General features: G+C 57.4%; 1 protein-coding gene. It reads left to right on the top strand.

Annotation, left to right across the window (positions count from 1 at the left end; genetic code table 11):
- The coding region (locus tag OSO_RS51475) for a hypothetical protein (protein ID WP_040594049.1) at positions 1-270 on the top strand (270 nt) is incomplete at both ends.

The following is a 270-nucleotide window of genomic DNA, read 5'->3' as shown; positions in this document are numbered from 1 at the left end:
GCGTGCTGCTGTCGTCAGGTACGGGTACGGGGCAACTCAACTTTTCGGGTGGCATCGTCAGGTCTGACGTTCGTCAAGCGAACGGCAACAACGTCACGACGACGAACGCGGGTTACCTCGATACCTACACCGCATCAATGGCGACGGGCGTCATGTCTGCTCAGCAATTCAATGTTGAGGGGCGATTGTTGCTTGGAGCCTCGAATTTCATCTCGACGGCAACGACGGTGCCAGCGACCAATGGAGCGTGGACGATCTATAGCGCCTACC

This window comes from Schlesneria paludicola DSM 18645 (genome assembly GCF_000255655.1).
Classification (GTDB): Bacteria; Planctomycetota; Planctomycetia; order Planctomycetales; family Planctomycetaceae; genus Schlesneria; species Schlesneria paludicola.
The sequence above is the reverse complement of the archived record's forward strand: the minus strand, read 5'-3'. Positions and strand labels throughout refer to the sequence as shown.